The organism is Modicisalibacter luteus DSM 23508, from assembly GCF_000378505.1.
Classification (GTDB): Bacteria; Pseudomonadota; Gammaproteobacteria; order Pseudomonadales; family Halomonadaceae; genus Modicisalibacter; species Modicisalibacter luteus.
Genome location: NZ_KB899995.1, coordinates 34,987 through 59,506 on the forward strand (window position 1 = coordinate 34,987; position 24,520 = coordinate 59,506).

20 protein-coding genes are annotated in these 24,520 nt (G+C 57.7%); 7 read left to right on the forward strand and 13 right to left on the reverse strand.

The features are described 5' to 3' along the window. Nucleotides 1–86 precede the first annotated feature (86 nt). Complete coding sequence (rpoZ, locus tag F568_RS0111295) at nucleotides 87–347, reverse strand: DNA-directed RNA polymerase subunit omega (RefSeq protein ID WP_019018836.1); 261 nt, start codon at nucleotides 345–347, stop codon at nucleotides 87–89. 101 nt (nucleotides 348–448) lie between these two features. Beyond that, nucleotides 449–1,081 carry a guanylate kinase gene (gene gmk, locus F568_RS0111300; protein WP_019018837.1) on the reverse strand — a complete coding sequence of 211 codons (633 nt, stop codon included), beginning with the start codon at nucleotides 1,079–1,081 and terminating at the stop codon, nucleotides 449–451. 114 nt (nucleotides 1,082–1,195) lie between these two features. Here gmk and F568_RS0111305 point away from each other — a divergent pair, with 114 nt between their 5' ends. Together F568_RS0111305 and pyrC are read left to right on the forward strand one after the other, a co-directional pair. After that, the gene (locus tag F568_RS0111305; RefSeq protein WP_019018838.1) at nucleotides 1,196–2,404 is read left to right on the forward strand and encodes an MFS transporter; all 1,209 of its coding nucleotides are present in this window, start codon (nucleotides 1,196–1,198) and stop codon (nucleotides 2,402–2,404) included. Nucleotides 2,405–2,422: 18 nt separating this feature from the next. Continuing rightward, nucleotides 2,423–3,469: a dihydroorotase gene (gene pyrC / locus F568_RS0111310; RefSeq protein ID WP_019018839.1), complete on the forward strand. Its 1,047-nt coding sequence runs from the start codon at nucleotides 2,423–2,425 to the stop codon at nucleotides 3,467–3,469. Here pyrC and F568_RS0111315 read toward each other — a convergent pair. Further along, nucleotides 3,456–4,040 (reverse strand): histidine phosphatase family protein, encoded by a 585-nt coding sequence (locus F568_RS0111315; protein WP_019018840.1) that lies wholly within the window; start codon nucleotides 4,038–4,040, stop codon nucleotides 3,456–3,458. The genes pyrC and F568_RS0111315 overlap by 14 nt on opposite strands. A 182-nt stretch (nucleotides 4,041–4,222) precedes the next feature. Here F568_RS0111315 and F568_RS0111320 point away from each other — a divergent pair, with 182 nt between their 5' ends. Continuing rightward, nucleotides 4,223–5,434, forward strand: a complete 1,212-nt coding sequence (locus F568_RS0111320; protein ID WP_026300489.1) for an MFS transporter — start codon at nucleotides 4,223–4,225, stop codon at nucleotides 5,432–5,434. Between the two features lies 1 nt (nucleotide 5,435). Here F568_RS0111320 and F568_RS0111325 read toward each other — a convergent pair whose 3' ends face one another. From F568_RS0111325 to F568_RS0111335, 3 genes are all read right to left on the reverse strand, one after another. Beyond that, on the reverse strand, nucleotides 5,436–6,269 hold the full coding sequence (locus F568_RS0111325) for an inositol monophosphatase family protein (protein ID WP_019018842.1): 834 nt from the start codon (nucleotides 6,267–6,269) through the stop codon (nucleotides 5,436–5,438). Nucleotides 6,270–6,345: 76 nt separating this feature from the next. After that, entirely contained in the window at nucleotides 6,346–7,548 is a 1,203-nt protein-coding gene (locus F568_RS0111330; protein WP_019018843.1) for a YbfB/YjiJ family MFS transporter, read from the reverse strand. An 85-nt stretch (nucleotides 7,549–7,633) separates the two neighbouring features. Further along, a complete protein-coding gene (locus F568_RS0111335) occupies nucleotides 7,634–8,386 on the reverse strand; it encodes a glutathione S-transferase family protein (protein ID WP_019018844.1) in 753 nt (250 codons plus the stop codon). Between the two features lie 514 nt (nucleotides 8,387–8,900). Here F568_RS0111335 and F568_RS0111340 point away from each other — a divergent pair. The 4 genes from F568_RS0111340 to F568_RS0111355 all read left to right on the forward strand — a co-directional run bounded on the left by F568_RS0111340 (nucleotide 8,901) and on the right by F568_RS0111355 (nucleotide 12,076). Beyond that, nucleotides 8,901–9,410 (forward strand): hypothetical protein, encoded by a 510-nt coding sequence (locus F568_RS0111340; RefSeq protein ID WP_019018845.1) that lies wholly within the window; start codon nucleotides 8,901–8,903, stop codon nucleotides 9,408–9,410. A gap of 65 nt (nucleotides 9,411–9,475) precedes the next feature. After that, nucleotides 9,476–9,754: a helix-turn-helix transcriptional regulator gene (locus F568_RS26365; RefSeq protein ID WP_083933032.1), complete on the forward strand. Its 279-nt coding sequence runs from the start codon at nucleotides 9,476–9,478 to the stop codon at nucleotides 9,752–9,754. Nucleotides 9,755–9,795: 41 nt separating this feature from the next. Next, a complete protein-coding gene (locus tag F568_RS0111350) occupies nucleotides 9,796–11,187 on the forward strand; it encodes a Mu transposase domain-containing protein (protein WP_019018847.1) in 1,392 nt (463 codons plus the stop codon). A 244-nt stretch (nucleotides 11,188–11,431) separates the two neighbouring features. Beyond that, nucleotides 11,432–12,076: a YagK/YfjJ domain-containing protein gene (locus F568_RS0111355; RefSeq protein WP_019018848.1), complete on the forward strand. Its 645-nt coding sequence runs from the start codon at nucleotides 11,432–11,434 to the stop codon at nucleotides 12,074–12,076. A gap of 683 nt (nucleotides 12,077–12,759) precedes the next feature. Here the strand turns inward: F568_RS0111355 and F568_RS0111360 are convergent. The 7 genes from F568_RS0111360 to F568_RS0111390 form a co-directional block, all read right to left on the reverse strand. After that, nucleotides 12,760–13,278 (reverse strand): tyrosine-type recombinase/integrase, encoded by a 519-nt coding sequence (locus F568_RS0111360; RefSeq protein WP_019018849.1) that lies wholly within the window; start codon nucleotides 13,276–13,278, stop codon nucleotides 12,760–12,762. Nucleotides 13,279–13,481: 203 nt separating this feature from the next. Beyond that, the gene (locus F568_RS0111365) at nucleotides 13,482–16,637 is read right to left on the reverse strand and encodes a type I restriction endonuclease subunit R (RefSeq protein ID WP_019018850.1); all 3,156 of its coding nucleotides are present in this window, start codon (nucleotides 16,635–16,637) and stop codon (nucleotides 13,482–13,484) included. A gap of 3 nt (nucleotides 16,638–16,640) precedes the next feature. Further along, nucleotides 16,641–18,854: a DUF8451 domain-containing protein gene (locus tag F568_RS0111370; RefSeq protein ID WP_019018851.1), complete on the reverse strand. Its 2,214-nt coding sequence runs from the start codon at nucleotides 18,852–18,854 to the stop codon at nucleotides 16,641–16,643. Continuing rightward, complete coding sequence (locus F568_RS0111375; protein WP_019018852.1) at nucleotides 18,847–20,277, reverse strand: restriction endonuclease subunit S; 1,431 nt, start codon at nucleotides 20,275–20,277, stop codon at nucleotides 18,847–18,849. Before F568_RS0111375 ends, F568_RS0111370 begins: the two co-directional genes overlap by 8 nt. Then, nucleotides 20,267–21,988, reverse strand: a complete 1,722-nt coding sequence (locus F568_RS0111380; RefSeq protein WP_019018853.1) for a class I SAM-dependent DNA methyltransferase — start codon at nucleotides 21,986–21,988, stop codon at nucleotides 20,267–20,269. The genes F568_RS0111375 and F568_RS0111380 overlap by 11 nt, the downstream gene beginning before the upstream one ends. A 215-nt stretch (nucleotides 21,989–22,203) precedes the next feature. Further along, entirely contained in the window at nucleotides 22,204–23,430 is a 1,227-nt protein-coding gene (locus F568_RS22775; protein ID WP_019018854.1) for a tyrosine-type recombinase/integrase, read from the reverse strand. Nucleotides 23,431–23,622: 192 nt separating this feature from the next. Then, a complete protein-coding gene (locus tag F568_RS0111390; RefSeq protein WP_019018855.1) occupies nucleotides 23,623–24,486 on the reverse strand; it encodes a YicC/YloC family endoribonuclease in 864 nt (287 codons plus the stop codon). Nucleotides 24,487–24,520 lie beyond the last annotated feature (34 nt).

Consider the following 24,520-nt stretch of genomic DNA (forward strand, 5'->3'; position numbering starts at 1 on the left):
TGCAACCGTACGGCCCGCGCCGCAACCCCGGCAACAGGCCGGGGACGGCAGGTACCGTTATCGTGTCGGAGTCGCACGCGCGCGTCTTACGCTTCGTTGTCCGAAATATGGGGCGGTTCGGGGCGCGAACGCACCGGCGCTTCGATGGGCTCGTCGAGAACGTTCTCGTCGATCTTGCCGGCTGCGATCTCGCGCAGTGCCATGACCGTGGGCTTGTCATTTTCCCACGGTAGCAACGCATCGCGGGAACCGCGCGCCAGCTGGCGTGCACGCTGGGTTGAAATCATCACCAGCTTGAAGCGGTTTTCGACGTGATCAAGGCAATCTTCAACGGTAACTCGCGCCATGGGAAATATCCTGATTTGCTGTGCAAACGTGAAACGGCAACGTGATCGGCATCCGTCCGAGGGGGACAGATACGCATGATCGCGGGGTAGGACATGGCAGTCTACTCGACGCCTTCGATGCGTGACAAGAGCGCCTGGATGAGTGGGCCCTGACGTTCGCGGACACGTTCGAGCCGCGAACGCTCTGACAGCACCAGGCCAGCCAGTTGGGCGAGCGCATCTTCGAAGTCGTCGTTGACGATGATGTGTTCATACTCGTCGAAATGCGACATCTCGCTGATGGCGTCGCGCATGCGTCGATCGATCACCGACGCATCGTCGGTGCCACGGGCCGACAGGCGCTCGCGCAGGGCTTCGCGCGACGGCGGCAGGATGAACACCGAGACCACGCCATTCATCTGCTCGCGGACCTGACGAGCCCCCTGCCAATCAATCTCCAGAATCACGTCGGTGCCCGCAGCAAGCAGGGCCTGAACCGCCGGGCGCGAGGTGCCGTAGTGGTTGTCGAAGACCTGGGCGTGTTCGAAGAAATCGCCGCGCTCGATCATGCGCTTGAAGGTGGCTTCGTCGACGAAGTGGTAGTTGACGCCGTCGACCTCGCCGGGGCGCATGGCGCGGGTGGTATGCGATACCGAGACCTGGATGTCTTCGACGCGGTTGAGCAGGGCGCGAACCAGGCTGGTCTTGCCGGCGCCGGACGGCGCGGAAACGATGTAGAGGGTACCGTGGGACATGAGCGGGTGTCCGATTGAGACGCTACAAGGAAAACGCGCATTATCGCATATTGTCCCGCTCGCCCTACACTGTCGCGACAGTCTCTTGCATAAGCTCATGCACAAGGATGCGCCATGTCACCGTCCTCGTCCCATGCCGACGCAGCCTCGTCACGCCTGATCTTTTTGGGCGTTGCCTTCGCTTTTCTGCTCACCATGCTGGGCACCACGTTGCCGACACCGCTTTATCCGGTCTATCAGCAGCGCTTCGGCTTTTCCCAACTGATGATCACCATCATCTTCGCCGCCTACGCTGTCGGCGTGATCGCCGCGCTGATTACCACCGGGCGCTGGTCGGACCAGGTCGGGAGGAAGCCGTTGCTGCTCGGGGGATTACTCGCCTCGGCACTCAGCGATGTAATCTTCCTGAACAGTGATAGTCTGGTCATGCTGCTGGCCGGGCGCATGATCTCGGGCGTGTCTGCAGGCATCTTCACCGGTACGGCTACAGTAGCGGTCATCGAGCTTGCCCCCAGGGCCTGGAAACACATGGCCACTTTCATGGCGACCGCGGCCAACATGGGTGGGTTGGGGCTGGGTCCGGTGGTTGCCGGCTTTCTCGGCGAGTATGCGCCGTGGCCGCTGCACCTGGCGTTCGCCGTGCACCTCGGGCTGCTGGTGATCGCCGTGATTGCCGTGTGGCTGGCCCACGAGACGGTCGAGCGTCCCGCACATCCACGACTCCAGTTGCAGCGCCTACTTATACCCCAGGAGGTGCGTGGAGCCTTTCTGCCGGCGGCCATGGCCGGGTTTGCCGGATTCGCGGTGCTTGGCTTCTTCACTGCCACGGCGCCGGCCTTCATGAACGAGGTGTTGGGTCACGACAATCGGGCGCTGGTAGGGGTTGTCGCTGGGGTGGTGTTCTTCGCCTCGACGGTAGGCCAACTGATGGAGCGCCGTTTCCCCCAGGCGTGGCGACTGCCGACCGGCTGCGCTGTAGTGATTCTCGGTGTCGGTCTGGTCGGTGCCGGTATCGGCCTGGCCTCGCTATCGGTGTTCCTGAGCGGGGCGGTGATTGTAGGGCTGGGCCAAGGCATCGGCTTTCGCGCCGGGCTGGGTATGGTTACGGCGGCGAGCCCGAAGGATCAGCGTGGTACGGTGACCTCGACGTTCTTCTTCGTCGCCTATGTGGCTATCTCGATTCCAGTGGTGGGTATCGGCCTGACAGCGCGTGCCATCGGTTTGGCGACGACCGGAATGGGATTTGCCGTGCTGGTGGGGCTACTCTCGGCCGTGGCGCTGGTATTATTGGTGAGACGCCAGGCGCTGGCGCCATCCGCTTAACTACCTACGGAGCCCGATATGACAGCCCCCGCCACCACGCTACGCATCCGCCGCCCCGATGACTGGCACCTGCACCTGCGCGACGGCGACCTGATGGCGACGGTGCTGCCCTACACCAGCGGGCTCTACGGCCGCGCCATCATCATGCCCAACCTGGCACCGCCAGTGACCACGGTCGCTGCGGCCCGCGACTACCGGGCACGCATTCTGGCGGCGTTGCCGGCTGGCCATGACTTCACGCCGCTGATGACCTGCTACCTCAACGAGAGCGTGACCGCGCAGGAACTCGAGACGGGTCACACTGAGGGCGTGTTTACCGCTGCCAAGCTCTACCCGGCGAATGCCACAACCAACTCCGCGCATGGCGTGCGTGACGTCAAGGCGATCTATCCGCTGTTCGAGACCATGCAGCGCCTGGGCATGCCTCTACTGATCCATGGCGAGGTGACCCACGCCGAGGTAGACATCTTCGATCGCGAGAAAGTATTCATCGACGAAGTCATGGAGCCGATTCGTCGTCAGTTCCCCGAGCTCAAGATCGTCTTCGAGCACATTACCACCGCCGAGGCCGCCCAGTACGTGTGCGAGGGCAACGACTATCTCGCCGCGACCATCACCCCGCAGCACCTGGCACACAACCGCAACGACATGCTGGTCGGCGGCATTCGTCCGCACCTGTACTGCCTGCCGATTCTCAAACGTGGTACCCACCAGCAGGCGCTGCGCCAGGCCATAGCCAGCGGCAACCCACGTATCTTTCTGGGTACCGACTCGGCACCGCACGTGGTGGAAGCCAAGGAAACGAGTTGTGGCTGTGCCGGTGTCTTCAACGCGCCGTCAGCGTTGGAAGTGTATGCCAGCGTGTTCGAGGAGGAGAATGCCCTCGAGCATTTCGAGGCGTTCTGTTCGCTCAACGGCCCGCGCTTCTACGGGCTGGCGCCCAACGAGGACACCATCGAGCTGGTTCGCTCGCCGCGTCAGGTGCCAGAGATCATTGGGGATGAACATCGTCTGGTGCCGTTCCGCGCCGGCGAAACGCTGCCCTGGTCGGTCAAGACCGCGTAAGGCGCGGCAGGTGCGCGATATCCGATAACGAGAGCGGGCGCATTTCCCACTGTGCCCGTGTCTCGGGCGCGACCCATAGCGGTTGTGCATTGGCCGTGCGCGGCCCCTCCGGCGAGCCGCAGGCCACGAATCGAATCACCCGGATCAGCCCCGAATGCCCCACCACCAGCGGAGGTGTCGCTTCGCTCTCCAGAATCGTATTGAGAGTGACGACAATGCGCGCGGCAAATGTCTCCCAGGATTCACCCTCCTCGGGTTCGAGCAGGTAAGGCATTGGACGAGGGGCGGGCTGGCCTTCGAAATGACCCCAGTGGCGCTCCTTCAACCCCTCGATCAACTGGTGAGGATGGCGTCCGGTAGCCAGTTCGGCGGTACGTCGGGCGCGTTCGAGCGGACTGCTTACGATTAGCGGCCAGTCGATTTCGCCGAGCAGCGCAAAGGCCCGGCGTGCCTCGTCCTCGCCCTGAGGCGTCAGCGGCACATCCTGGCTGCCGGCGATACGCCCTTCGCGATTCCAGACACTTTGGCCGTGGCGCAGGAAGACGAAGGGGCGGCGAATGAGTTCGGGCATGAGGATTTTCAATCACGCGATAGGTAGAAGTTCTTTTATACTTTCGTCTTATTCTGAGAGTATCTTCGCTTTTTCCGGCATGCAACGCTGCCACTCGGGCACGAACGCCTGCCGGGTCATCGTTTCGCGTCGTCGGCCCAACGGCCGACCGCATCTGAGCATTCTACGTAAGGGTCGATTTCATGAACGCTGTCACTCGCGCGATGCGTGACGCTGCTGCTGCCCATCCCCGCCTGGCCGAGCTGGCCCTGGCCCTGGGTGCCTTCGGTATCGGAACCGGCGAGTTCGTGATCATGGGACTCATGAGCCGTGTCGCCAATGACCTGCATGTGGCGGTGCCCGACGTCGGCTATGCGATCAGCAGCTATGCGCTGGGCGTGGTCGTAGGGGCACCGATCATTTCTGCATTGGCTGCGCGCGTGCCTAAGCGGGCGCTGCTGATCGGTCTGATGCTGATGTTTGCTATTGGCAACCTGGCCAGTGCCTTCGCGCCGGGATTCTGGTCCTTCGTGGCGCTGCGCTTCATCGCCGGGCTACCGCATGGCGCCTATCTGGGCGTGGCGGCACTGGTTGCCGCGGCGGCGGTACCCATCGAGCAGCGCGCCCGGGCCGTGAGCCGGGTCATCCTGGGGCTTACCGTGGCGATTCTGGCCGGTGCGCCCCTGGCCACCTGGGCGGGTAACCTGCTCGGCTGGGAGATCGCCTTCGCCGGGGTGGGTATCATCGCCTTGGTAACGGCGTTGCTGATTCTGCTATGGGTGCCCTCGCAGCCTGGCGATGCCCAGGCCAGCCCCAAGCGTGAGCTGACCGCAATGATCAAGCAACGCGTGCTGTTCACCCTGGGGGTGGCCTGCATTGGCTTCGGTGGCATGTTCGCCGTGTTTAGTTACGTGGTACCCACGCTCACCGAGCAGGCCGGCATGCAGGAATCGCTGGGGCCGCTGGTGCTGGCGGTCTTCGGTATCGGCACTATCATCGGCAACCTGGTCGGGGCGCGGGCTGCCGACAAAAACCTGCTGCGTGCGATTCCGGTGATCCTCATCTGGTGCGTCATCGTCCAGGGCGGGTTCTATTTCGCTGCCAACTCGGTGTGGCTGGGTATACTGTTCGTGGGGTTGGTGGGGACTGGCATGGCCCTCGGTCCGGCCCTGCAGACGCGCCTGATGGACGTGGCGGAAGATGCCCAGACCATGGCCGCGTCGCTCAACCATGCGGCGTTCAACTGCGCCAATGCGCTCGGCGCCTGGCTGGCCGGCGTCACGATCAAGCTCGGTTTCGCTTGGTCGACCACCGGCCTGGTAGGGGCAGTACTCGCCGTGGGTGGCCTGCTGATCTTCCTGATAGGGCTGCGTATCGAGCGGGCCAAGGCTGTGGCGTCGCCTGAAGGCGCCTAAGTCACTCTGCCATGAACGTGAAACGCTCGCGCAACTGTTCCCAGGTTTCACGGCTATTGGCCAGCAGTAACCGACCCTGATGAATCGTCGGTTTGTATGGCCGTCCATCGAGCAGCGCCGAATAGCCGCCGGCTTCCTGATGCACGAGCACGCCGGCGGCATGGTCCCATGGCATCAGGGCGCCGATCAGGCTGAAGTCCCCGAAGCCACTGGCCAGGGTACGATACTCGTGACAGGCGCAGCCGATGCTCATCATGCGACTGAAATCGGGAAACGTCGCCGCCAGCCGGTACTGCAAATCCTTCGGGAACAGGCGCAGTGACGTGAAACCGGTCATTTCTTCCAGGCTTTCCTTGGCCGAAACCGCCACTCGTCGCTCGGTGCCGTCCGGGCGTATATAGAATGCGCCCTGGCCACGGTGGGCCATGATCCAGTCATCCATCACTGGATCGTAGAGTAGGCCGAATACCGTCTCGCCCCGGCTGGCCACGGCCAGAATCACGCCGAACTGGGTCAGGTTCCTGGCAAAATTCCACGTTCCATCGATAGGATCGATGATTACCGCCATCTCGGCTTCGGCGATATGTTCGAGTATTGCCGCGTCGGCGGAGGTCGCCTCTTCACCGACGATTGTCGCCTCGGGAAAACGCTCGGCGACTTCACGCTGGATGAAGGCTTCAGCGCGCTGGTCGGCGATGGTCACCAAGTCCTCTGGCGATGTCTTGGTCTGGATCGACTCTGGGTCCAGGTTGCGAAAACGCGGCAGGATCTCCGCCTTGGCGGCGCGGCGGACGATGTCGATGAGCTCGGCGGTGGTGGCTGAATCTATGGTCATGGTGTCTCTCCCTGACAGTGGCATGCCCCAATCAGCATAACGGTAATGGCGTCGTCGGGGTAATCGGGCCAAGCGTTCAAGCCGCTCCAGGCGGAGGCGGCGTTATCTGTCTCAGGGCCAGCAGTAGCCCCATCCCGACGACCATCACCACAGTCGTAATTAGCAGAGCCCCATGATAGCTACCGGTAAAGGCAACGATATAGCCGGTCATGGCCGGCGCCACCACTTGCGCAACGCCGTAGCTCAGTGTCAGGCGCGACATGGCGCGGGCCGGGTTGTTAGGGTAGCGGCTACCGATCAACGTCAGCGTCAGGCTGACGACACCTACGAAGGTGCCGCCAAAGAGCACGGCGCTAAGCAGGTTGATCAGGGTGTCGTTGCTTACCACCGGCAACACGAACGACACCGTCTGCAGTCCATAGGCAACCAGCAGCGCCATGATGGGGCCAAATGCTCTGGCTACCCGGTCCCAGAGGAAGCTGGATGGTACGGCAGCCAGCCCGACGATCACCCATACCCAGCTGCCTTCGCCAGCCAGTAAGGGCAGGTTTTCGAGGATGGCGACAATGAAGGTGGCCCCGACGACATAGCCGAACCCGCCGCAGAAATAGGCAGCAATCATCAACGCCAGCCAGCGCCTTGATGGCCCTTGAGACGCCTTGGCGGTGTTCTTGGCGGAGATGGGCGGTGGCGCAGGGAGCCAGCGCCACGCCGGCACGAAGAACACGAGGCCCAGCAGGCCCAGCCCGATCCATTGCTCGGCCCAGTTCGTCCACTCGACCATGCTCGCCAACGCCAGGCCGGACACCACGACGCCCAATCCCAGACCGGTGAAATGAAGGCCCAGTTCTTGCCGGTGATGGTGGCGAGTCAGCCAATTGAGCACCAGTCCCGAGGCCAGCAACAACCCGGCGATGCTGGAGACCCCCGCCACGAAACGCAGGATGGCCCAGAGCACCACATTGTCGGTCAGCCCCATGCCCAGTGTGGTAACCACTCCCAACACCAGACACATGCGATAGAGCGTGAACTTGACCGACAGCCGGCCAATGCAGGACGCCAGCAGCGCGCCGCTCATGTAGCCCAGGTAATTGATTGTCGCCAGCCAGCCCCCGGCAACATCGGACAGCCCGGCGCCGTCGCGCATGATAGGCAGCATGGGAGTGTAGGCGAAACGGGCCAGCCCGACCGTCAGGATAAGTGCACTGATCCCGGCAAGAATGACCTTGTAACGTGCCAGGTTGGATGTGGTGGGGAGGGGCGACTCCGTAACTGCCATAAGGGCCTCGGTGAGTTGGATGCTTCGAGAGCTTAGCCGGTATAGAGTCGCTTAGCGCCACACTTGGCGATATTGATCTTTGATCTCACCCAAACGCTTCATCCAGCGCCAGATACGCCCCGCTCTGCTCTCGGATCTCCTGCCCCAACGTATCGACCTCCTTTGACACGTCCCGGAAATGGACCCGCTCGGCCATGCTCTCCAGCCACTGGTTGACTAGCGGATAGCGCCCAAACCGGTAACCCGCTGCCTTGATCTGATGGAGCTCGCAGCTCATGGCGAGGTCGGCCAGCGTGGGGTGTTCGTCGCCTAGTGCTGTCGGCGGGTGCGCGTCGTGCTGCTGGCGCTCCAAATGCGCTTCAAGGGTGGCAAGCCCCTGGTTCAGCCCCGCCTGTAAAGACGTAATCAAGGTGCTCTGAATCTCACGCTTGAGCATCGGCAGGGTCAGGTGCAGGTTCATGATGTGGTGAAACATGTCGAAGCGGCGCAGGTTGCCCTGATACCAGGCCAGCCACTGATCGATCTGTGCCGCACGCGCCGCGTCCTGATCGCCTGGGTACCACCGCTGTGCGGCCTCTTGATCCGGGGCCGTGCGGCAGAGATACATCATGATGGCCTGGCTTTCGCCGAGTACGAGCCCTTTCCCATCGTCCCCCTGTGTTACCTCCAGCGCTGGCACGGTCTGGAATGCATTGATCTGCGCATACCAGGACATGCGTGTCTCTCCACCGGCAAAGTCGATTTCGTGGAAGCCGTAATCGATTGATAACTCACGCAGTGTTATTTCGACTGCCCGGCAGGGCTGGGAGAGGCGATGGGCGTAGAGGGTGATGGCCATGAGCGCTTCCTACGGTCTGTCTGAAAATGTCTGCGCTTGATCACATTGTTAACAACCCGCTCAAGATGCGCATTTACACCATGTAGATTCCGTTCTTTCACCGATTTTGCCTTGTCTGGGCTTCGCTCGCCGATGCTTAGACAAGCCCTAAGCTGACATCAAAGGCCATTGGTGAAGGGGCAGCTTTCAGCGTAGCGCATGAGAGGAAAGGGTCGGGGTGCGTGACGGGCATCCCGAAGGAGAGTATTCACTCAATATTCTGGATCTGAATAAGCAATAAAAATGATAAATCCCTGCAGCACAGGGGGTGGAGCTGTTTAGGTCGCCGATGTAAACCTCAACCCGCCAAGCTACCCACCACATTGCTGGCATACAGTATTAACCTAACTGCAAGCAGGATATAAAAGGGCTCGGCACAACGCACACGGAGGATGCTTTCAGGTGAGACCTGTTGCGGCGCAGCTATATACGCTATAGCTTCCCTCGGACTACGATTCAGATAGGGCTTCTACTCATGAAAAAGTCTCGTGCTGGCCGAATCCTTGAGCGTTATGAGGCTCTCTCTGCCAAACGTGAAGGGCAGGCTGCCGAACGAGAGGGCTGGGATACCGCATCTGAGGAATCGAGCACCCGTATTGGGAAACTGCTTCAGCATCTCAACAGTGATGATCTTGAGAGAACCTCAGCAGGTCGCTCAGGCTGGGAAGGTAAATTTCATGTGATCGATCAGACAGAAGCTGAGCGGTTCAGGCAGCAGCAAGTCCAGCCGGCCAACGAAGCTCGCAGGAATAAGAAGCAGGCAAGAATTGATGCGATCAAGCAGGCCGTGATGCACTTTTGGACGGAAAAGCCTGCGATCAGAGCTGCATCGCCCCGTGAGGCGAGGTCTATGCTGGTTCGTTTCTGTCAGATGGCTGGCGTCGAGTTCTCGATAAACGCTAATCGAGACATGTCCGAGGCGACACAAGAACTTGCGGCAGAAGGGATCTTGCCGCGTTCATTTGGAAAACCCCGGCAGAAGTGATACCTAACGACGTCGTGTATTACATTTCGTCGATCTGTACCCCTTTATAGTCAAGACACGAAATGATGTCTGGGAGACTTGTGAATCCCGGAGACATCGTAGTGTCGTCATCTACCCCCCTATTCTGCCAGCCTATCCCATTGGATCGCGGCATTCGTGAGCGCGAGTGTTACGAGCTGACAGGCATTTCTCGCTCGTACCGTTGGCGTCTTGAGCAAGAAGGACGCTTCCCTCGCCGCCGGCGCACCGGTCTGCGCTGCCATTACTGGCTCCTCAGCGAGCTAATGGAGTGGCTCAAAGACCCAGAGGCCTTTGCGACAGGCGCGAGCCAGAGGGCGAGCTGATGTGTGGCCCCATCGCCAAGGCGAGGTGAGGGATCATACGTATGCCCAAGCAGCGATTATCTTCTGCCGATATTCGTAACGTGATCGAGCTGCGACATAGTGGCGGCTCCCTCTCCTGCCGTCGAATAGCCCAGCAGGTGGGGGTAGGTCCGTCCAGTGCGCACAAGGTACTGAAATCTGCGTACGGACCTTTCCTTGAAGCGATTCAGGCTGGCAGCGAAGTGACTGATGCCATGCTATTGCAGTGGGTTTATCCCAACCCTTCCCATACCAAGCATACGGACTGGGCCCGAGTACACTATCAGCTCCAGAGCGGCATGACCCGCAAGTTCTGCTTCGAGCAATTGCGCAGTGAGGAAAAGGCTTTTTTCGGCTACTCGCGGTTTTGCGAGTTGTACAACGAATGGTTATCCGCACAGCCTGCTTCGTCATCGGTCCACTGCATGCCAGCCCATACCTGCATTGTGTCGGTCATCGAGTGTACGGTAGCAGATCGACGCTCCCCAAGAATGAGTTTGTTTGTGGGGCTGCTCCCAGCATCGAACTACTTATATCTCGACGCCTATGTGCCTAATGGCAGTCCATTTGAATTGTTCGACTGCATGGCACGCCTGTTTGCACATGTCGGTGGAGTGCCGCAACAGGTGGTAATACCCCCGATTAAAGGTATTGAGGACTATCGGCTGCTGGAACGTACTCTTGGCACGAGTGTGACCGTGAGCGTGCCTAGAAAACAGTGGAGCGGGCCGGGTAGTGACCTTGCTTCGAGTGCGTTTAACTGGGTAGCTAGTCAGCTTGCTGCGTATCGAAAATCTCAGCTCGCTTTGATGAAAGTGAAGCTTCAAGTACTAGCAGCAGAGTGGAATAGCTCAGGGCTTGACTACTATCCGGCTGAACCAATTCAGCGAGCATTGGAAAGAGTCGAACGCTGCAGGCTTAACGCCCTTATCAAGACTTCCGATGCCTTCACGCATCGGAAGTCAGTAAAGGTCGGGCTCAGCAGTCACGTCAAGTACGGCATGGTGTTTTATTCGGTGCCATACGCACTTGTCGGTCAAGCTGTCGAGGTTGAAGCCTCAGCAGACCGTGTGCGGGTCTATAACGGACAGCGTCTGGTTGCAGACCATCCAAGACAGGCAAGCACATATTACCAGACGAAGCCTGCTCATATGAGGACGCGTGGTGCTCAGGTTGCCCGAGAGCGGTCACGAGATCGCTTCATGAGCTGGGCAATTAGAATCGGGCGTAACACCACCAAGTGGGTTCGGACAAGGATGGATCAGGCTGAGTACCCTGAGCATGCTTATGAGAGCTGTCGCCGGCTACTCAGTTTGGCCAATATCCATGGCCCTAAGAGGCTGGAGCGTGCCTGTGGGAGGCGGGGTGTCCGAACGATGGATGATATCAGGAAGATACTTAGTAGAGCTGACTAGCGTACAGCAAGGGTGCCTTTAGTTGTAGGGCGCCTGTTCGCAATGGCTGGAATCAGCCTAGGTCTTCATGGAGTGCAAATGGGCTGTCTCCCGAAATTGTACCCTGAAAAGATGTATGAACGGCGTTGAAACTAACTCCGGCACAGCTGAGTTGTAATGAGGCAAAAGCCGTGTCCACTAGGTTTTTAATAGTGTCCACAGGAAGCCGGGCCGATGCTGGAAACAACTAGAATTGCGAGAGGCGATGAAAACCTATACCACAGAGACCACTGCGACCATGGACGGTCTAACTGTATACCTGAACACGTTGAAGGGATCGGGATGCAGTATGGAAATGCTGGGTGCAGCTAAACGCCAAGTAGACGCCATGCTGACCCACCATAACAAGGTGCTGACCATCTACCTCGGCGTACACGTGAGCACGTACACGCCGGACAATGCGGTCATGTCCCAATATGTGCGGTCAGTTCGGAAGATGCTTACAACCAAGCCGAGCAGCAGGGCCGCCTCATGTAGACCTGCGTTTCGCCGTGTTGGATTCGCTTGGTTCCGCGAAATGGACCGCGCGAGGAAGCAGCACTACCACATGGCGATCATGCTCGACGGCAACGTGGTACGAGCTCCACAACGTATATTCGATAGCGTCCTAAAGCCTGCAGCCGAGCGGCTGGGGGCCACCGCTTGGCTTTATGAGAGGGCCTGCCGGCTGGATCGGCAGGACAAAGATGCCTATCTGGCATGCCTGTACCGCTTATCTTATGGGGCTAAAGAACACAGCAAATATGGTCGAAAGGCCACAGCCAACGACTACAGTACCAGCCGCATCCAGCCCAGCCCCTCGACCTCGTGGACGGGTTTCAAGAACGAGGCCTCAAAGAGCTGCACATAGGGCAGAACGGCTTACCAGCGGCAGGGCCCTCCACAACGGCTCCCTTTGACTACCCCCTATTATCCCAAACTACGTACTACCCCAGTACTTGGTGTTACCTCCTGTCGAATGGGCCCTGCTTGTGTCCAAACCTGTTGCCGCGCAGGCCAGAGGGCCCTTAAAAGGACCTTCTGGCCTGCGTGATGTGCCCCTGCCAGTAAGGGTTAATGGCCTCATTTCGTACTTTGTAACTCGCTGTGGCAGAAAAACTATCACGGTCTAGCTCGAAGGCCGGGGGTGCGAAAACGAACTATCGGACTCCAGTACGTACCAGTGCCTTTCGCGCCACTGCAGAGCGGTCGTTGCCAACTATAGACTGAGGCGGAATGGCAAGTTGTGCACGATGCGTAGGCAAAAATCCAATCGCCTTGTCAACGCAAGTTGGTGTGGCGCAGGCTGATTGACCTGCGCTCAGGTAGGTACTTAGAGGGTAGCGGTCGCTTCAGCAGGTTAGTATTTCAGAGCCTTTAAGCTCTCTGTCCCGACACACCGGTGGCATTCTAGTGGGAGTGCATGGCTTCGGGTGTTGTACAACGAGGCTTTGAATAAGGCGCGCGCTGCCTTGCTGGGTTGTACAACGAATTGAGCTGTCGGGTGCAAGCCAGATAGGCAGGCTTGTAGGCTGGAAGTCGCTTGAAGAGGGACTAGAAGCGCAGCTTCTCGAACGGGCGCCCCGTAAGAGCCGTGTACGCGACCGTGTTCTGGATGTTGGCATGGCCCATATACTGCTGCACGGTGCGCAAGTCCGTACCGCTGTTGATCAAGTGGACGCCACAGGCATGACGTAGTGCATGGGGATGCCACTTTACCCCGAGTACGCGCTCCGTAAGACGGTGGAACATGCGACGGAAGCCGTCTGCGCTGACTGGGGTGCCCCGCTCGTTCACGAACACGAGGCCATGCGAGCGCTTGGTCTCTCGCTGATAGCGCTTCAATGCCCGGATCGTTTCGCCTTGGACAGGATGCGTACCATCAAGACTTCCTTTCGCTCGCGATACGCTCAGCTGATGACCACTGTCGAGGTCAATAGCTTGCCAAGTCAGGCTAACTAGCTCGGAGACGCGCAGCCCATGCTCGAAAGCCATACGAATCATCAAGGAATCACGGTGCCCATGGCGGTTGTGCTTCGCTTCCCTTATGAGCCGATGGACTTCGTCGCGCATAAGGTATTTGCGCCCCCGAGCTTCATCGTTTGCCTGTCGGCTGTTAACTGTCCGGCTTTCAGTGGCTGGACGTAGCACAACCACGTTTCCCTTAACCGCATTGCTCATGGACTCATCTCATTCTCAGGCGCATCACTGTCCGGATTCCAGCTAGAACCCGGACAGTTATTATACCGCGTGGTGATGAGGCCGTCATACGATTTTCACTGACTCCAGCCGTTCGACAGAGCCTCGGCTTGCTTGAGTACCATCTCGACAGCTTCAGGCGCTTTGTCGGGTGGGTACTTGTAGCGTTGTAGGGTGCGCCGCACCAGAATACGCAGCTTCGCGCGCACACTTTCACGTACCTGCCAGTCGACGGTGGTGGACTTGCGCAGCTTCTCAGTGATTTCGACGGCGATCTTCTTTAGAGTCTCGTCGCCGAGCTCACGCACTGCGCTTTCGTTGTTGGCCAGCGCATCGTAGAAGGCGACCTCGTCCGGGGTAAGGCCCAGTGCCGCGTCGCGTTCCAGCTCCGCTTGGAACTGCTTGGCCATCTGGATCAATTCTTCGATCACCTGTGCGGTCTCGATACCTCGATTGTTATACTTACGCAGCGTCTCCTGCAGACGGTCCGCGTATTTCTTCTCTTGTACAACGTTGCTGCGAGTCTTGGCCTTGATATCGTCTTTCAGCAGTTTTTCCAGTAATTCGACCGCGAAATTCCTGTAGGGCATCTGGCGGACATCCTCGAGAAACTCGTCGGAGAGCAGGCCGATGTTGGGCTTGTCGAGACCGCACAGAGCGAACACATCGGAGACGCCTTCGGAAACCAACGCATTGTCTAGAATCTGCTTAAGCGCCGAGTTCTTCTCGTCCTCGGTAAGCTTGCTGTCGACGCTAGTGACCTTGGTAATCGCGGTTTTAACCGCTGATAGGAAGGCGATTTCCTTGTGCAGGTCACGGGCTTCGTCGAGGGTGCCACACAGCGAGTAGGCCTTGTTCATGGCTAGCACGGTGTCGAGGAAGCGTCTTTTGCCGTCTTCCAGTCCCATGATGTAGTTGGCTGCCGGTATCAGCAGCTTGTTGGGATTGTCTGCAAAGCCGCTGTAATCGAAGCCTTCGCTGTTGGGGCCTTTGGCAAACATGCCGTGGATGACGTCGAGCTTTTCCAACAGCACGGCGTAAGCTTCTTCGGCGCTATGCGTGGGAGCGCCTTTGCCTTTGGCGTCGGTGTAAGTTTTCAGCGCCTGCTTTAACTCGTTGGCGATGCCGATGTAGTCCACCACCAAGCCGCCGGGCTTGTTCTTGAACACGCGGTTCACCCGGGCAATGGCTTGCATTAAGTTGTGGCCCTTCATGGGCTTGTCGATGTACATGGTGTGACAGCAAGGAGCGTCGAAGCCGGTCAGCCACATATCCCGCACGATCACCAACTTGAACGGATCGTTGGCATCCTTGAAGCGTTTTTCCAGCCGCTTCTTGGTTTGCTTGTTATAGATATGCGGCTGCAGCAGCGGCTTGTCCGACGCTGAGCCGGTCATCACGATTTTGATCACGCCCTTTTCTGGGTCGGGGTCGTGCCACCCGGGCCTGAGCGTGACAATTTCGTTGTACAAGTAGGCGCAAATATCGCGGCTCATGGCCACGATCATGGCTTTGCCTTCGATGGTCGCGTTGCGCATCTCGAAGTGCTTGACCAGATCAGCAGCGACTTCCCCCAAGCGCGGCCCGGCACCGACGAGCTTTTCCAGTTGGCTCCACTTACCCTTAGCGCGCTCGCGCGTGCCGACGTCTTCCTCGTCCTCAAAGACCTCTTCGACCTGATCCGACAGCGAGGCAATCTCGCCTCTGTTGATATCGAGCTTAGCCAAGCGTGACTCGTAGTAAATCGGCACCGTCGCCCCGTCATCGACGGCATCCTGAATGTCGTAGACCGAGACGTAGTCGCCGAACACCGCACGGGTGTTCTTGTCTTCGCTGGCGATGGGCGTGCCGGTAAAGCCAATGAACGATGCGTTCGGCACAGCGTCGCGCATGTGCTTGGCATAGCCGAACTTGTAGCTGCCGTCCTTTTTGAGCGTGGCCTTCAAACCATACTGGCTACGGTGGGCTTCGTCGGAAATCACCACGATGTTGTGGCGGTCATTGAGGATGGGATGCCCAACCTCTCCCTCCAGCAGCGCAAACTTTTGCACCGTAGTGAAAATAATACCGCCAGACTCGCGCTCGGCGAGCATTTGGCGCAGCTCGTCTCGGTCGTGAGCTTGCACGGGTGTCTGCTTCAGTAGTTCTTTGGCGTTGCTGAAGGTGGTAAAAAGCTGCCCGTCAAGGTCGTTTCGGTCGGTGACTATAATCAGCGTCGGGTTGTGCATCTCCGGCTGCTGCAGCAGCTTTCCGGCGTAGCAGCACATGGAAATACTCTTGCCGGAGCCTTGGGTATGCCAGACGACGCCCGCTTTTTTACTGCCTGCCACCAGTACATCGTCGTAGGCCGCGCGCTTCTCGCCCTGTGTGTTTACTGCCGGTGCCTGAGCCGCGATCACCGTGGCGCGCACGGCTTCGCGTACGGCATGAAACTGGTGGTACCCGGCAACCTTTTTGATCAGCCGATCAGCATCGGTCTCAAACAGCACGAAGTAGCGGATGTAATCTAGCAGCAGTGTGCGATCGAAAAAACCGCGCACCATGGTCTCTAGCTGCCACTCCAGCAGCGGCTTATCGTCTTCGTGCTTGATGGTGCGCCACGGCATGTAGCGTTCTTGGCTGGCGGTCAGCGAACCCATACGTGCGTTGAAGCCGTCGCTGATCACGATGGCTTCGTTGTACACGAAAAGCTCACTGACCTCGTCTTTGTAGGTTTGAATTTGGTTGTAGGCATCCCAGATGTCCACGTTCTCAGCGTTGGGGCTCTTGAGCTCCAGCACCGCGATAGGCAGGCCGTTGATGAAGCACACTACGTCAGGGCGTCGCAGTTGTTTGGTGCCTTCAATGGTGAACTGATTGACTGCGCGGAAGCGGTTTTCACCAATATGGGTGAAGTCGATTAAAAATGCCCGGTCGCGAACTTCGTCGTCGCCGTTCTTGTACTTCACCGGCACGCCATCGAGCAGCAATTGGTGGAAGGCGCGGTTGCTAATGGTGAGGTCGAGGCTTTCTGGCTTACGTACCTGCGCCACTACCTGATCAATTACATCTGAAGATAGATGGGGATTTATGCGGAAGATAGCCGCTTCCAGATCTGCCAGTAGCAGTACTTGCCGATAATCGTTGCGCTCCGGTGCTAAGCCGTCGGGAGCAATGTCTGGGCCGTGGCCGATCTCCCAGCCTCCTTCGGCAAACCACTCAAGACAGAACTGCTCAAGTATATCTTCGTTCATCTGTTACTCCCTTGAGCCACGACTTGGTGCCCGTGTCATGTATGCCTGCATTTTATGTGTCGGGACTTGGGGAAAAGCCTGAACAAGCAGATAATTTTGCAACATCTTCTTGAGATACTGGTTGCGTAAGGTGTCTGGTTCTCGTTGTACCAGCTGGGCTAGGCAGACGCGCGTAATGTAATGACCGTTACACAGTTCTAGGATTATTTGCTCGAACTCTTCAGGTGCTACACGCTTCTTGCGGCGGGGTAAGTTGGCAACGGCTTCCAGTGTTTCCCGAAAACTTGGAGATAACTGCTCTAGGTCGTGGATCATGGGCGCCGAAAGAATCGGGGTGACGAATCGTCCATACTCATCGTAGTGCCCATCTCCGGAGCTCCCCTCGTTATCTACGGAGCTCCCCTCGTTATCTACGGAGCTCCCCTCGTTATCTACGGAGCTCCCCTCGTTATCTACGGAGCTCTCCTCGTTACCTACGGAGCTCTCCTCGTTATCTACGGAGCTCTCCTCGTTACCTACGGAGCTCTCCTCGTTACCTACGGAGCTCTGCTCGCTATCTACGGAGCTCTGCTCGCTATCTACGGAGCTCTCTCTGCTATCAAATAGCTCAACATCTGGTTGATTAATAAGGAAAATATCGCTTTCGCCTTCATCGAGGCTGCTACCGGATACCGTGACTTCTACGGTACCGCCAAATACCTGCTCAGGTGTCGGTAGGCTCTCCCCCGGTAAATGGTAGACGGTGCCTCGGCCATGACCGCTTGGTCTCAGGAAGTCCAGTCTCGCCAGCTGCTGCAGCGTTGCAGTCACATCACGAGCATGCTGGGTGGTGATTTCGCAGATCCTTGTATGTGTAATCACTTGCTCGGTGGCTGCCGTAGCTAGAATCAGCCTTTCAAGCTTGGAAAGATGCAGAAATGCTTCGCCAAACATCTCAGTCAGCTGGTTCAATATTCCTTCTGGGAATAATTCCAGCATCCTCAACTCCAGAAGAGTCTGCTGGGGTTCTAGCTTCTGGTAGAGCGCAGGGCGCCGCCAATGGCGCCAATCCCAACCACTGTAGATCTTGGGCAGCCCTGAGCCTGCCCGCTCACCGAGACCTATCAGCAGGAACATCTGGTGCATTATCCTGTTGCGGCAGTCCGATAGGCCGCCTTGCACAGCATCTTCCAGTGGAATACGCATGTCGCCGGGATTACGGAATCCGAACATGTCTGGGCGCTTGACCACCAATATCGGTACACTTCCCATGTAATCAGCATGCACTAGCGTATTGACCAGTGCTTCGCGAATCGCCTCGTGTACAGGGGTATCTTCCCTGCGCTGCCCTTCTGAAAGCTTAAATGGCACCTTAAGATCTTCTGTCAGCTTGCGATAGACGCGCCGATAAAAGTCAAATAAGTTACCGGACCAACTACCATCCGGTACCAGCCGGTCCACCCAACGAAGTTCTGCTTTGGCTTCGGGCCGTTCTTGATAATCCACGAAATAATGGGGTACGGCCTCTTGGATAGCTTCCCAGCGTCCAAACATAAGTAGGCCTGCTAATGTCAGCCCTTCTTCGTTTGTCGACCTGTCACGCCGCCAGCCGCGTAGCTTTTTTAGGAATTCTCGGTCATCAAGCTCAAGATAAGGGTGGCCCGGCTTCGCATCCTTAAGCATCTGGCGATAGACACGAAAGCTATCCTGCTCGATATCCTCCCAGCCGAAACCATGCAAGATGCGTGCATCGCGTTCGTCCTCGGCTTGTTCAGCCAACATCCGGCGTACCACCTCACTGCTCTGTAACTGATCGGTGCTGTTAAGGCGCCGGTAGGTGCCGGTCAGTGGGTTGCCCTTAAGGAAGACGGGTTTATGCTTGCGTGTCGCAGCCGGTATATGGACCTGCACCAGTGTCTTACCGTCGATCTCGACTTTTCTTACGCACTGGTTATGTAAAATATTAATGCTAGCCTTTTGAGGGTTATTGAGCCCTGTCCACAACTCATCAATCACTTTTTGTGGGTCGGCAACACCGGCCAGCTCGAAGCGATTCCCCGATTTCTCAAGGATGCCGAGGAGAATGTCGCCACCCTGCGTATTGGCGAAGGCGCTATAAGTCTCCCAGAAGTCTTTCGGTAACGCACCTTTGCCATCGCGGCCTTGGGCGAGTTTACACTCGATATCCTCGCTTTCGCGTAGAGCCGCGATGTCCTCTAGCGAACCAAGCTCAAGCATTGGCTACCTCCGCGATCTTAGTCTCAGCGGAGGGGGCTTCTAGCTCCCCCGAGAGCAATTCGGGAAGCAGGGTATCGCGTAGCGATGCAAGCGAACGAGCCTCTTGGATTTTCTGGTCGATCAAAGAGAACAAAGGGCTTACTTGCCTTTCATAGGCTTCTGCCAGTGCTTTCGAGGGCATAGAAAATTGGTAGTCTGGCACAGCGTTTTTATCCAGATGCAGTACGGTTGTTCCCGTAGTGTACGCTCTGGTGTGGGACTGGAAACCATCCGTCCCAGCTAAGCCATACAAATATGGTTTTAACTTCTCCTCAAACGGACGGATTACAGCGACGTCCAGTGAGACAACCAAGTGTTCGTATCTACTATCACTGACTACCAGTGCCGGCTTTCCAATAACATCAGCGGCTTGTGTTACGTCGGTGTAGGCAATAATGAGGTCCCCGGCAAAGACCTCCTGCTTAGGTTTGTACTTACCTGTGTATTCTTTCAGTCCATCAAGCCTATACCCACCGCCTCGATTGAAGGACTTGAGTGTAACAAGCGCAGTATTTGATGATGAAAGCTCGGCGCTTTTGTACGACTTTCCTTTGATGACTTCCGCTATTTTCCCAATAGAAGTTACTTCCCATCCCTCAGGTATCTCGCCTAGCTCGCTCTCCTGCATCGCAGAGGGGAACAGCGCGGCGGTGGCGCGCAGCTCAGCGAAGCGTTCAGACTGCTCGGTGCGTAGCAAGGCCAACTGATCCGCAGTTTTGCCTGATATCGCCTCCATGGCGGCTAGTAACGCGTCCATGTCGCTGCCACCTGCTTCCAACACCGAGACCTTGGCCTTGACCGGATCGAAGTCGACGAACCAGCTTTTGAAGAGGGCTTGGGCCATCTGCTGAAGCGTGTTGTTGATGCGGTGGTTGAGCTGAATTTTTTTATCTATGCTACCCAATATGCTGGCCATGAATTCCTGATGGCCTATTGGGGGTTGCGGAAGCACTAGGTTGCTTAGGGCCCTTCCAGACAAGTGCTTAATCGTTGTTCCGGTAAAGTAAGGTTCGAGTAAGCCATGTTGACCAGCATAAAGAAACCAGTAATACAAGTAGCGGTTATTAAAAGATGGTTTAGCCCGGACACGATGCAGTGCTTTCTGGATTTTCATTTCTGGAAGCTCACCTTCCCATATTGCACAGCGCCCCGGTTCGCCTCCTTCACACACTATTAGATCACCGGGTTTAATTCCGTAGCGCTCATGTTCATGCTCCTCAAATTTCATCTGAGCAAGATCAGATAAATCAAATTCTCCCCAGCGGACATTGCTATTGCCGAGGTAAGGTTGTTCAACGCCTTTGTTTTTCTGCTTGTCCAGCATCTTCCCCAAGCAAGAGTCAACGTGATCGCCCAAGCGGACTTTCGGCCAATTAAACTCCATACCCCAGCCCCCCAAGGTTGCGCTTGATCTCCGCTTCCAACTGGTCGCTTTCATCAAACTGCTCGCGTAACTGCCCGGTCAGCTGGGCCATTTTATCGGCGAAGGGCACGCCATCGTCTTCAAGTTCCGCTGCACCGACGTAGCGCCCCGGTGTCAGCACAAAGTCGTGCTTTTGGATATCAGCGAGGGTGGCGGATTTGCAGAACCCGGCAATGTCCTCGTAGCCCTCGTCACGCTGCCACGCGTGGAAGGTATCCGCGACCTTGGCAACATCATCGGCTGTAAAATCGCGAATGACGCGGTCCTTCATGTAACCCAACTGGCGGGCGTCGATGAATAGCACCTCGCCTTTACGCGCGCGCTTTTTAACCCCGTTCGGCGATAACCCGCCTGTTTTGTCCTTGGTCAGTAGCCAGATGCAGGCAGGGATCTGCGTGTTGGTGAACAGCTGACCCGGTAGCGCGACCATGCACTCAACCAAGTCCTCTTCCACCAGCCGCTTTCGAATTTCGCCTTCATTGTTGGTGTTCGAGCTCATGGAGCCGTTGGCCAATAGCAGTGCCATGCTGCCCGCTGGGCCGAGGTGATAAAGCATGTGCTGTAGCCACGCGAAGTTGGCGTTGTTCTTCGGTGGCGTGCCGTACTTCCACCGGGCGTCCTCGGTGAGTGATTCGCTCCACCAGTCCTTCATGTTGAACGGCGGGTTGGCCATCACGAAGTCGGCACGCAGGTCGGGGTGCTGGTCGTTGAGGAAGGTGTCAGCCGGTTTTTTGCCAAACGCGAAGTCTATGCCGCGTATGGCCATGTTCATGGCCGCCAAGCGCCACGTGGTGGGGTTGGACTCCTGCCCGTAAACAGAGATATTTTTCTTCTGCTCGCTGGGATCGTAGTGCCACTCTTTGGCGTGCCCTTCGATGAACTTGTCATTGGAAACAAAGAAGCCGCCTGAGCCCATGGCGGGGTCGTAGACGCGCCCGCTGTAGGGCTCCAGCATTTCCACGATCAGCGAGACGATGCTTTTCGGCGTGTAGTATTGCCCGCCCTGCTTGCCCTCCGCTAAGGCGAACTGACCGAGGAAGTATTCGTATACGTGACCGAGGATGTCCTTGCTCTGCAGGCTGAGCTTCTCGCCCTTGAACTCGGGGGCCGCGAATGACGTGTCGGAAAACGAGTTGATCAGGCCAATGAGCTTGTCGTTATCGACCTCGTACTGGCTGACACGGGTGAGCACGCCTTTCAGTTTGGAGGCGTTCTCTCGCTCGATGGCGTCCAGTGCGTTGTCGATCAGCCACGACACCGAGCGCAGCTTGACGTCATTGCCGTTGACGTCTTGCCACAGTACGGAGCCGGTGGGCAGCGCCGCCTTAGACTTCAGCGTGCTCCAGCGCGCCTCCTTCGGCACCCAGAACACGTTGGCTTCCCGGTAGTAGTCGAGCACTTCCAGCTCTTCGTCCAGCGCTTGCTGGTACTCATCGTCACTGTTGACGTCTTCCCGAGGCAGATAGTAGATGTTGTCATCGCTGTCCTTCTGGAACAGCTCGCGTAGCTCACGCTGGCGTTCCTCGAAGGCGTCAGATACGTACTTCAGGAAGATCAACCCCAGCACTACGTGCTTGTAGTTCGCTGCATCAAGGTTGGCTCGAAGCTTGTCGGCGGCTTTCCAGAGCTTGTCGTCGAGTTCCTTCAGGAATTGCTGCTCGGCGTGATCCATCTCTCTCTCTCGATTCGCGGTGCTTGTCCTGCGTGGGTAAGCGTGTTCGGTTATGGCGTAGCAGGGTATCGCTGTTCTAGCGCACGTGTAACTATCGGTTTGCGCAAAGCTGCCTCGGCAGGTGGCTGCCGAGGCCCTGTTTAGTTGCGTAAGGCGGCCAAAACGGGCTCTGAAGGATCGAAAGCACTTTGCCCATACCCAAGAGGGGCCTCTCGTTAAGAAGCCTTCTGAACGCGCTCCGGGCGTGCGTCGGGTTCTGTCACGATCAATGGCCAGAACGCATCAATTAATAAACGCTGGGCCTGCCGCCGTTGCTCCACATAGTCGTGTCGATCGTACGTATTGATTTTGTGGTTGATGTAACGCTCAGCGATGTGTGGCTCCACCTCCAACTCGGCCAGCTTGGTTCGGCACGTGCGCCGGAGATCGTGCACTGTGAATGGCTTGAGCGGATGATTCAGGCTCTTGAGCGCGACGTTGAGCGTATCAGGCGACATGTGCCCGAACCGCTTGGTCTTTCGATGCGCGGGGAAGACGTAATTCGAACCACAGCCGTGCACTTTTAGCTCTTTCATCAACTCGATGACCTTCGGCTCCAGAGGAATGGTGATCGGATGCCGTGTTTTAGTATTGCCACGATCCAGTTGCCAAATGCCTGTCTCCAAATCGAAAGCCGTCCATTGGGCTGACAAGAGCTCCATCTTGCGGACTCCCAGCACCAGCAGTAAAGCAATGGCAATATGGTTAGGCCGAGAGAAAGAGAGGCCTGCTTGCCGAATCGACTGTTTCAGCGTTTGGATCTCATCGTCCAGCAGTACTCGGTCCCGAGGGATCTCTTTGCCACCAGCGTCACTCTCCTTGAAAGGAAAGGCAGGGTTGAACGCCGTGAGGCCCAGCTTGATGGCGTGGTTGAAGAGCGTCTTGATAAGCCACAGCGCGTCGTTGGCGACAGTCGGCCTTTGAGGGCTCTCAAAGGCAATCTTATGCAAGACCCTCTGTACTTGGTTCGGTTTTACCTCACTGACGCTGATGGACCCCAGTTCAGGTTGAATCTCTCTCTTGTAAAGAGATAGCTCCTTTCGATGCGAAGCTACCCGCCGGCAGCGAATCGCATAGTAGTTATCCCATACGCTATCGAGAGTGTTCATCTGCGTACGGTTCTTCTCATCCCGTTCATCCTTGGGATCTTGCCCATGCGCGAGCAACTTGCGCCACTCAGCTGCGCGTTCGCGCGCATCCGAAAGTGGCAAGTCGGGATACTTGCCAAGAGTAACTTCGCGCCGTTTCCCGCTGACAGGGCTCTTGTAGCGCATCATCCAGCGGGTAAAGCCCGTTTCGGTGATCTCAAAAAAAAGGTTACCCCCGTCGGCTGCGCGACAAGGGACTCCCTTGCGCTCCAGTGACTTCAAGGTGGATGAGTTGAGTTGGTTGATAGCTGCCACTAGCGGTTCTCGGCGTGGTGGGTAGGAGGTGCCCTTTTGAAGGGACGCGAACTATAGCCCACCTTTCTACCCACCACAATATGAGTGACACGTGAGTACGTTGTGCAACATTGCGAAACGAGAAGCTGATAAAAGTTCAGCAAAATCAATGTAGAAGATTACGGCGGTAAATCTTCGAGCCAACCTGAGTCATTATTCGATATTCTGGATCTGCTCGCGCATCTGCTCGATCAGCACCTTGAGCTCCACCGCGCAGCGGGTACTTTCGGCAACCACGGATTTGGACGACAGCGTGTTGGCCTCGCGGTTGAGTTCCTGCATGAGGAAATCGAGGCGACGACCAACCGGGCCTTTCTGCTTGAGCTGACGCTCGACCTCGGTGACGTGGGTCTCGAGGCGGTCGAGTTCTTCATCGACATCGGCCTTCTGGGCGAGCAGTGCGATTTCGGCTTCCAGGCGCTGGGGCTCGAGCTCCGCCTTGAGTGTTTCGAGGCGCTCGAGTAGCTGGCTGCGCTGGCGGGCCAGAATGTCGGGCAAGAGAGCACGAACTTCGGCGACCTGAATGCGCACGCCGCCGAGGCGTTGGCGGATCAATTCGGCCAGGCGTTCGCCTTCGCGGGCCCGGCCGGCGATCAGGTCGTCCAAGGCCACGTCGAACAGCGCCATGGCCTCGCGCTGAACGATGTCCAGATCGATACCGTAAGTTTCCACCACGCCAGGATGATCAAGCAGCTCCAGTGCGTTGGGCATGGCTGCGTCGGGAAGTTCGGCGCGGACCTCGTGCAGGGCACGGGCCAATTCGGCCAGGCGTTCACGATTGACGCGCAACGATTCGCCGGTAGCCGCCGGCTCGAAGCGCAGGTGGCATTCCACCTTGCCGCGGGCCAGGCGGTTTCTCAGCGCTTCGCGAAAGGCGGACTCCAGATCGCGCAGGCTATCCGGCAGACGAAAGTGCGGTTCCAGGTAACGCTGGTTCACCGAGCGCAGTTCCAGTTGCAGGCTGCCCCAGTCGGCGTCGCGGGTCTGCCGGGTGAAGGCGGTCATGCTATGGGTCATATAGGATTCCTCGAACCGGTGTGCTCTCGCGCGC

What these genes read in the sequence shown, in the direction of transcription:
- rpoZ (WP_019018836.1), bottom strand. Translation starts at nt 347, where the DNA reads ATGGCGCGAGTTACCGTTGAAGATTGCCTTGATCACGTCGAAAACCGC.
- gmk (WP_019018837.1), bottom strand. Translation starts at nt 1,081, where the DNA reads ATGTCCCACGGTACCCTCTACATCGTTTCCGCGCCGTCCGGCGCCGGC.
- F568_RS0111305 (WP_019018838.1), top strand. Translation starts at nt 1,196, where the DNA reads ATGTCACCGTCCTCGTCCCATGCCGACGCAGCCTCGTCACGCCTGATC.
- pyrC (WP_019018839.1), top strand. Translation starts at nt 2,423, where the DNA reads ATGACAGCCCCCGCCACCACGCTACGCATCCGCCGCCCCGATGACTGG.
- F568_RS0111315 (WP_019018840.1), bottom strand. Translation starts at nt 4,040, where the DNA reads ATGCCCGAACTCATTCGCCGCCCCTTCGTCTTCCTGCGCCACGGCCAA.
- F568_RS0111320 (WP_026300489.1), top strand. Translation starts at nt 4,223, where the DNA reads ATGAACGCTGTCACTCGCGCGATGCGTGACGCTGCTGCTGCCCATCCC.
- F568_RS0111325 (WP_019018842.1), bottom strand. Translation starts at nt 6,269, where the DNA reads ATGACCATAGATTCAGCCACCACCGCCGAGCTCATCGACATCGTCCGC.
- F568_RS0111330 (WP_019018843.1), bottom strand. Translation starts at nt 7,548, where the DNA reads ATGGCAGTTACGGAGTCGCCCCTCCCCACCACATCCAACCTGGCACGT.
- F568_RS0111335 (WP_019018844.1), bottom strand. Translation starts at nt 8,386, where the DNA reads ATGGCCATCACCCTCTACGCCCATCGCCTCTCCCAGCCCTGCCGGGCA.
- F568_RS0111340 (WP_019018845.1), top strand. Translation starts at nt 8,901, where the DNA reads ATGAAAAAGTCTCGTGCTGGCCGAATCCTTGAGCGTTATGAGGCTCTC.
- F568_RS26365 (WP_083933032.1), top strand. Translation starts at nt 9,476, where the DNA reads ATGTCTGGGAGACTTGTGAATCCCGGAGACATCGTAGTGTCGTCATCT.
- F568_RS0111350 (WP_019018847.1), top strand. Translation starts at nt 9,796, where the DNA reads ATGCCCAAGCAGCGATTATCTTCTGCCGATATTCGTAACGTGATCGAG.
- F568_RS0111355 (WP_019018848.1), top strand. Translation starts at nt 11,432, where the DNA reads ATGAAAACCTATACCACAGAGACCACTGCGACCATGGACGGTCTAACT.
- F568_RS0111360 (WP_019018849.1), bottom strand. Translation starts at nt 13,278, where the DNA reads ATGCGCGACGAAGTCCATCGGCTCATAAGGGAAGCGAAGCACAACCGC.
- F568_RS0111365 (WP_019018850.1), bottom strand. Translation starts at nt 16,637, where the DNA reads ATGAACGAAGATATACTTGAGCAGTTCTGTCTTGAGTGGTTTGCCGAA.
- F568_RS0111370 (WP_019018851.1), bottom strand. Translation starts at nt 18,854, where the DNA reads ATGCTTGAGCTTGGTTCGCTAGAGGACATCGCGGCTCTACGCGAAAGC.
- F568_RS0111375 (WP_019018852.1), bottom strand. Translation starts at nt 20,277, where the DNA reads ATGGAGTTTAATTGGCCGAAAGTCCGCTTGGGCGATCACGTTGACTCT.
- F568_RS0111380 (WP_019018853.1), bottom strand. Translation starts at nt 21,988, where the DNA reads ATGGATCACGCCGAGCAGCAATTCCTGAAGGAACTCGACGACAAGCTC.
- F568_RS0111390 (WP_019018855.1), bottom strand. Translation starts at nt 24,486, where the DNA reads ATGACCCATAGCATGACCGCCTTCACCCGGCAGACCCGCGACGCCGAC.